7 protein-coding genes are annotated in these 7,300 nt (G+C 69.5%); 1 reads left to right on the top strand and 6 read right to left on the bottom strand.

Annotated features, from left to right (window positions below; translation table 11 throughout):
- Positions 1-123 precede the first annotated feature (123 nt).
- The 3 genes from ACOADB_RS11785 to ACOADB_RS11775 form a co-directional block, all read right to left on the bottom strand.
- Complete coding sequence (locus tag ACOADB_RS11785) at positions 124-963, bottom strand: MlaE family ABC transporter permease (protein WP_378598436.1); 840 nt, start codon at positions 961-963, stop codon at positions 124-126.
- 16 nt (positions 964-979) lie between these two features.
- The gene (locus tag ACOADB_RS11780; RefSeq protein WP_378598555.1) at positions 980-1,738 is read right to left on the bottom strand and encodes an MlaE family ABC transporter permease; all 759 of its coding nucleotides are present in this window, start codon (positions 1,736-1,738) and stop codon (positions 980-982) included.
- Positions 1,739-1,824: 86 nt separating this feature from the next.
- Positions 1,825-3,597 (bottom strand): FAD-dependent oxidoreductase, encoded by a 1,773-nt coding sequence (locus ACOADB_RS11775; RefSeq protein WP_378598433.1) that lies wholly within the window; start codon positions 3,595-3,597, stop codon positions 1,825-1,827.
- 112 nt (positions 3,598-3,709) lie between these two features.
- On the opposite strand from ACOADB_RS11775, the gene ACOADB_RS11770 reads away from it, so the two are divergent.
- Positions 3,710-4,936: a PucR family transcriptional regulator gene (locus tag ACOADB_RS11770; protein WP_378598430.1), complete on the top strand. Its 1,227-nt coding sequence runs from the start codon at positions 3,710-3,712 to the stop codon at positions 4,934-4,936.
- A gap of 32 nt (positions 4,937-4,968) precedes the next feature.
- Here ACOADB_RS11770 and ACOADB_RS11765 read toward each other — a convergent pair whose 3' ends face one another.
- The 3 genes from ACOADB_RS11765 to ACOADB_RS11755 form a co-directional block, all read right to left on the bottom strand.
- Positions 4,969-5,163: a ferredoxin gene (locus ACOADB_RS11765; protein ID WP_378598427.1), complete on the bottom strand. Its 195-nt coding sequence runs from the start codon at positions 5,161-5,163 to the stop codon at positions 4,969-4,971.
- Complete coding sequence (locus tag ACOADB_RS11760; protein ID WP_378598424.1) at positions 5,163-6,602, bottom strand: fatty acid desaturase; 1,440 nt, start codon at positions 6,600-6,602, stop codon at positions 5,163-5,165. Before ACOADB_RS11760 ends, ACOADB_RS11765 begins: the two co-directional genes overlap by 1 nt.
- Before the next feature lie 142 nt (positions 6,603-6,744).
- Positions 6,745-7,300: carbohydrate kinase family protein (locus tag ACOADB_RS11755; protein WP_378598421.1), on the bottom strand; the 556-nt coding region annotated here is incomplete at its 5' end.

Here is a 7,300-nt window from a genome sequence, read left to right as displayed (position 1 = left end):
CCGCGGTACTTCGCGATGGTGCCCGCGATCATCAGCGCGATCAGCGCGAGGAACAGGAATCCGAAGATGACCTGGCGGTCGATCCGGTGGGAGTGCGTTCCAGATGAAGTCGTCATCGTCTGCTCACCCCGCGATGTGGACCGACGGACCGCCCCAGACGGCGATCGCGAAGATCAGGTCGATGAACATGGTGCAGATCAGGGCGGACCTGACGGCCTTGCCGACCGCGGCACCCACACCGGCGGGTCCGCCGGACGCGCGGAAGCCGTGGTAGCAGCAGATCGAGACGATCACGAGCGCCATCAGGATCACCTTCACCATCGCCAGGAAGATGTCGCTGGGGACGAGGAACGTGTCGAAGTAGTGCTGATAGGTGCCGGGCGGCTGGTCGTACCCGACCGTCACCACGAGATAGGTCGCCAGCCAGCACATCATCAGCGCGATCGCGAAGAGCGGTACGACGGCGATGAGTCCCGCGATGATCCGGGTCGTGACGAGGTAGGGGACCGGCGGGACCGCCATCACCTCGAGGGCGTCGATCTCCTCGCTGACCCGCATGGCACCGATCTGGGCGGTGAAGCCCGCGCCGACCGTTGCGGTGAGGGCGATGCCGGCGATGATCGGTGCGACCTCGCGGGTGTTGAAGTACGCCGAGAAGAACCCGGACAGCGTCGAGACGCCGATGTTGTCGAAGGACGTGTAGGCCTGCAGGCCGACCTCGATGCCCGAGGCCGCCGTCAGGAACCCGATGACCAGCACCGTGCCGCCGATCAGCGCCAGCGCACCCGAGCCGAGCGCCACCTCGGCCAGGAGGCGCACGACCTCCTTCGGGTAGTGCTTCAGCGCCCGCGGCATGTGCGAGTAGGCGTTGCCGTGGAACGACAGCTGGTCGCCCAGGTTGCGCAACGCACCCGTCGGCTTCGCCAGGTGGCGGGAGACCTCGGCGCGGTTGATCGTGGCCATCAGGACGTCATCACTTTCAGGCACCCAGCTTGATCTGGAGGAACAGCGCGGAGATCACGCTGTTGGCGGCGAACAGGAGCATGAAGGCGAAGACCACGGTCTGGTTCACGGCCTCGCCGACACCCTTGGGTCCGCCCTTGGCGTTGAGGCCGAGGTAGCAGGCGGTGAGTCCGGCGAGCATCCCGAAGATCGCGGCCTTCGCCTCGGAGGCCAGGAAGTCCGGCAGCCCGACGAGCAGCGTGAGGTCGGAGAGGTAGAGGCCGGGGGTGGCGCCCTGCAGGACGACCGAGAAGAAGTACCCGCCGACCAGGCCGACCACGGTGACCATCCCGTTCAGCGCCACACCGACCAGGGTCGACGCCAGGACGCGGGGGACCACGAGTCGTTCGATCGGGTCGATGCCGAGGGTGACCATGGCGTCGATCTCCTCGCGGATCTTGCGCGACCCGAGGTCCGCGCAGATCGCGGTCGCGCCCGCTCCCGCCACGACCAGGACGCTCACGATCGGTCCGATCTCGCGCACCACGGCCACGGCAGCTCCGGCGCCGGCGAGGTCGACCGCACCGATCTGGATGAGCAGCTGGTTGACCTGGAAGATGATCACGACGCAGAACGGGATCGACACCAGTAGCGCCGGCCAGAAGGACACATTGGTGACGAACCACGCCTGCGAGATGAACTCGCGGAAGTGGAACTTGCGCGTGAACATCTGCTTGAAGACGGTCCCGACGAAGCTGTAGAAGTCACCGAAGGTGCCCAGCGTCCTGAACGGCATCGACGACCGCACGGCTTCCCGGGCGATCTGCCGGGCCTCGGGCGTCATGCCGTCGGGACCCGGGCGTTCCCGGACAGGCGCGAGCGTCATGCGGTGGCCCCGTGAGCGGAGCTGTCGACGACGTACAACGGAAGGCGGAGGGCAGCCGGTGCGGTCGGCGGCACGGCCGGCCGCACCGGCGCGATCGGGGAGAGCCGCTGGTAGGCGGCTCCGGGTGCGGGCCGCAGGTCGGCCCCGCCCTTGTTCGGCCACACGGCCATGGCCCGTTCGGCCTGGGCCGTGATGGTCAGGCTCGGGTTCACGCCGAGGTTCGCGGAGATCGCGGCACCGTCGACGACGTGCAGGCCCGGGTGGCCGTGGACCCGGTGGTAGGCGTCGATCACGCCGGTCTCGGTCGAGTCGCCGATGGGGCAGCCGCCGAGGAAGTGCGCGGTCATCGGGATGTTGAAGATCTCGCCGGTGCTGCTGTACGAACCGCCGTCGATCCGCTTGCTGATGTTGCGCACGACCTCGTTGCCGACGGGGACCCAGGTCGGGTTCGGCTCGCCGTGGCCCTGCTTCGACGTCAACCGGGTACGACGACCGGGCCGGCCCTTCTTCGGGAACACCGTGATCGAGTTGTCGTTGGTCTGCATGACCAGCGCGATGATCGTGCGCTCGGGCCACGAGCCGAGGCCGGCGATCGTCGAGAGCAGCAGGCCCGGGTGGCGCAACGCCTGGCCGAGCCAGCGCAGCCAGCGCGGCGTGCGGCCGCCGCCGTCGGTCATCAGGGTCAGCAGCATCCCCATCAGGCCCGAGCCCTTGCCGTAGCGGACCGGTTCGATGTGGGTGACCGGGTCGGGGTGGATCGACGAGGTGATCGCGACGCCGTGGTGGAAGTCGTACCTGTCCTTGTTGCGCATCTTCGTGCTCGACGCACACAGCGCCTCGGAGTTGGTGCGGGTCAGGTAGCCGAGTCGCTCCGAGAGCCGCGGCAGGTCGCCGGAGCGCTGCATGCCGTGCAGGAGCTCCTGGGTGCCCCAGGTGCCGGCCGCCATCACGACCTGGCCGGCGGTGACGGTCTCCTGGCGTCGGGCCGACCTTCCGGAACGGTGCGTCCGGACGTCGTACCCACCCTCGGGACGGGGGACGATCGCGGCGACGGTGGTTCGCTCACGGACCTCGGCGCCGGCCTTCTCGGCGAGGTAGAGGTAGTTCTTCAGCAGCGTGTTCTTGGCGTTGTGGCGGCAGCCGGTCATGCACTCGCCGCACTCGAGGCAGCCGTTGCGCTCGGGGCCGGCGCCACCGAAGTACGGGTCCGGGACGGCCTGGCCGGGCTGCTTCTCGCCGCCCGCGCCGAAGCAGACGCCGATCGGCGTCGGCCGGAAGGTGTGGCCGACCCCCATGTCGTCGGCGACCGCCTTCATCACCTCGTCGGACGCGGTCAGGGTCGGGTTGTCGACCACGCCGAGCATCCGCTTCGCCTGGTCGTAGTACGGCGCCAGCTCGGCCTTCCAGTCGGTGATGTGCCGCCACTGGGGGTCGTTGTAGAACGCGTCGGACGCGGGCTCGTAGAGGGTGTTCGCGTAGACGAGGGACCCGCCGCCGACCCCGGCGCCCGCCAGTACGACGACGTCGCGCAGCAACCGGATCCGCTGGATCCCGAAGCAGCCGAGCCGCGGTGCGAACAGGAAGCGGCGCACGTCCCAGGAGGTCTTCGCGAACTCGTCGTCGGCGAACCGGCGCCCCGCCTCGACCACGCAGACGCGGTAGCCCTTCTCGGTGAGCCGGAGGGCGGTCACCGATCCGCCGAAACCGGAGCCCACGACGACGACGTCGTAGTCGAGTTGGGTCGGGTCAGCAGGGGTCCGCGTTGGCATGGGGTCCATCTGACAGGTGGCGTGCGTCACGGCGCTCGTGGCAGCCGACCAAAGAACCACCGACCCGTTGTCCCCCTGCACAAAGACGCTGGACGTGGCTACGGTGGCGCCCATGGTGTCCAGCAAGTCCACGTCGTCCCACCTCGCGCCGTGGTTGCTCGGCTACATCGCCGAACAGGGCCAGCCCGAGCAGGTCGCCGCGTGGGTGGAACGGGTGAGCGGCGCGATCGTCTCGGAGATCCCCGAGGTCGCCGAGATCGAGGGGTTGGGCGACGCGATCAGCGTGACGGTCCGTGACCACTGGATCGCCTTCCTGGGTGACCTCGCCCAGCCCGAGCAGAACTTCCGTCTCGTCGACTCGGCCCATCGGCTGGCCGCAGAGGTCGCCGATCGCCAGGTGCCGCTGGAGATCCTGATCCGGTTCTACCGGGTCGCCCAGCAGGAGGTGTGGGGCTACGCGCGGGAGGTCGTCGCCGAGGCGCCGCCGGGCGAGATCGACCACGCCGAGCTGCTCATCCACTTCTGGAACCGCGCGGGCATGTGGCTCGACAGCTCGATCACGGCGTCGGTCGACGTCTACCAGGCGGCGCGCAGCCGGGTACTGGCCGGCGCTGCCGCGCAACGCTACGAATCGGTGCGCGCGGTCCTCGCGGGCGAGCTCGACGACCCCCGCGAGGCCTCGAGTGCGCTGGGTGGCTATCCGATCTCCGTGCACCACACGGCCTTCGTCCTGTCGGTGACCGATCCGGAACGGGCCGGCTCGCTCGAGTCACTCGCCCTGGAGCTCGCCCGCCATGTCGGCGCGGCCAACCCGCTGGTCGTCAAGCCGGGTGGGCGACAGCTGTGGATGTGGCTCGGCACCCGCGACGCGCCGGACCTGTCGCCCTTGGCGTCGACCACCGGGGGACCCGGGCACGAGAGCATCGCGGTGGGGGTCGGGTCCTCGACCACCGGCATCGCCGGATTCGCGGCCAGCCATCGCGAGGCGCTCGGCGCGCTGCGGGTGGCGACCCCCGACGCGGCCTCCTGGCTGACCCTCTACACCGACGTCGAGCTCCCCGTCCTGCTCGGCTGCTCGCCCGACGTCGACCGCTTCGTCGCCCGCCAGCTCGGACCGCTGACCGAGGAGGACGAGGGCACCCAGCGCATCCGCGAGACCTTGTCGGCGTACCTCGACTGTGGCGGCAGCGCGGAGGAGGCCTCCCGCCTCCTGGTCGTGCACCGCAACACGATCCGCTACCGCCTGGGCCAGGCCGAAGAGCTCCTCGGTCGTCCCATCGCCAAGCTCAGCCCCCAGCTCTCCATCGCCCTGCGCCACCACGAGCTCTTCCACCGGTAGGCACGAAGTGTGGGAAATGGGGGTCCGAAGTGTCAGCCCTCGAGGGTGAGGGCCAGGACGGGACAGGCCTGTACGGCGGCAAAGACGTGCGCCCGGTCGGCCTCCGGCGGGGAGTCGTTGAGCACCTGCACCAGGTCCTCGTCCTCGTCGACCTCGAAGTAGTCGTTGGCCATCGACTCGCACATCCCGAGGCCCTCGCACTTCGCCTTGTCGGCGTGGATCCTCATCACGCACCGACCCGGGAGCTCGGGGTGACGGGCACGAAGTCGACCTTCTCGCGGACACCGCAGTCAGGGCAGCACCAGTCGTCGGGGATGTCCTTCCACGCCGTACCGGCGGCGAAGCCCTCGAGCTCGTTGCCGATCTCGACCTCGTAGGTGTAGCTGCAGCCGGGGCACTTCGCGGCCAGCACCTCGTCGGTGAACGTGTGCGCCGTGACGTCCTCGAGGACCTCGTCCACGACCGCGACGGGCGCGGGGTACTTCCTCAGCAGCTTCTCGCGCTTGCTCGGCAGCAGGTTCGCGTGACGGATGTCGCCGTCGTAGTGGGCGACCACGCGCTTGTCCATCATCCGGCGGAACAGCGGCGGGAACATGGCGACGACGATCATCCCGGTGTAGCCGGTGGGCAGCACCGGAGCGTCCTTGAAGTCGCGCAGGGTCTGGTAGCGACGGGTCGGGTTCGCGTGGTGGTCGCTGTGGCGCTGCAGGTGGTAGAGCAGCACGTTCGTGGCGATGTTGTTCGAGTTCCACGAGTGGCTCGGCTGGACCCGCTCGAAGCGCTGCTTCTCCGGGAGCCCGACCTTCTGGCGCAGCATGCCGTAGTGCTCCATGTAGTTGACGACCTCGAGGAGCGAGAAGCCCATCACGGCCTGCAGGACGAGGTACGGCAGCAGCGCGAGCGGGTTGACGTCGTACGCGAGACCGAGCCAGAGCATCAGGCCACCCCACAGGACCACGGACATCAGCCAGGCGTTGAGCACGTCGTTGCCGAGGTGGAACGGGTGGGTGCCCTTGCGCTGGTACCGCTTGGCCTCGAGGTGCCACGCGCTCGTCAGCGAGCCGCGGACGGTGCGCGGCAGGAACCGGTAGACGCTCTCGCCCATCCGCGAGCTGGCGGGGTCCTCGGGCGTTGCGACGCGGACGTGGTGGCCGCGGTTGTGCTCGATGAAGAAGTGGCCGTAGAAGGTCTGGGCGAGGGCGATCTTGGACGCCCAGCGCTCGACCGACTCTCGCTTGTGGCCCAGCTCGTGGGCCGTGTTGATGGCCACGCCGCCGACGGTGCCGATCGAGATGGCGAGGCCGATCTTGGCCGCGACCGACAGGTCGGCGGTGGCGAGGTAGGCCATGGCGAGGATGAAGCCGGTGTACTGCACCGGCAGGTAGAGGTAGGTCACCCAGCGGTAGTACCTGTCGTTCTCGAGGGCCTCGATCACCTCGTCCGGCGGGTTCGTGTCGTCGTACCCGGAGATCAGGTCGAGCACCGGGATGACGACGAAGAACATCACCGGCGTCAGCCACAGCCACACGGCCTGGTCGGTCGCGCGGTGCAGTGCGATGGCCGCCAGCGGCAGGGTCGGGACGACGAGTCCCAGCATCCACAGGTAGCGCTTCTTGTCCTTCCACCGCGGCGCGGTGCCTGCGGCGTCAGCTGCGACGTTCGTCATCGGGGGCCTCCTGGTTCGGGCAAACGGCCATGTCGCCGTATGCCCTCCAAGGTGTCACCGGAGCGAGGTCGTCATCTCAGGCCGCCCGCACAACGTTGCCGGGGTGCGTTGGCGAACTGCACAAACGGGGTCCAGGCGTCGGTCAGGCGTCCTGGAAGGCCTGTACGGCGGCCAGGTCGTACGAGCCCGCGTCGGTACCGACCCCCCGGGCCACCTGGGCGGCGGTCGCGCACCCGAGCGCTGCCGCCTCCGTGGCGGGCAGGCCGAGCGAGAGGCCGCGCAGGAAACCGGCGGAGAACGCGTCGCCGCACCCGGTCGTGTCGACGACGTCGATGGAGTACGCCGGAACCTCCGCCACGCCCTCGGCCTTGACGACCAGCGCACCACGGGCTCCCTGGGTCACCGCCACGCAACCGGCGCCGAGGTCGACCAGGGCGCGCGCGCCGTCCACCAGGGACGCCGCGCCCGTGAAGCCGAGGACCTGCTCGTCGTTGGGCAGCAGGTAGTCGGTGTGGGGCAGCGCTGCGCCGATCCACGCCAGCATGTCGGGGTCGCCCGGCGCCAGGATGTCGACCGAGGTGGTGATGCCGAGCGCGCGGGCGCGGGCCAGCAGCTCGCCGGCCGCGTCGCCGCCGAGGAACTCAGGCCCGCCGAGGTGCAGGTGTGTCACGCCGTCGAGTACGTCGGCCGGCAGGTCG

It is taken from the genome of Nocardioides sp. CPCC 206348, from assembly GCF_048654705.1.
GTDB lineage: Bacteria > Actinomycetota > Actinomycetes > Propionibacteriales > Nocardioidaceae > Nocardioides.
This window is presented reverse-complemented; position numbering and strand designations above follow the sequence as displayed.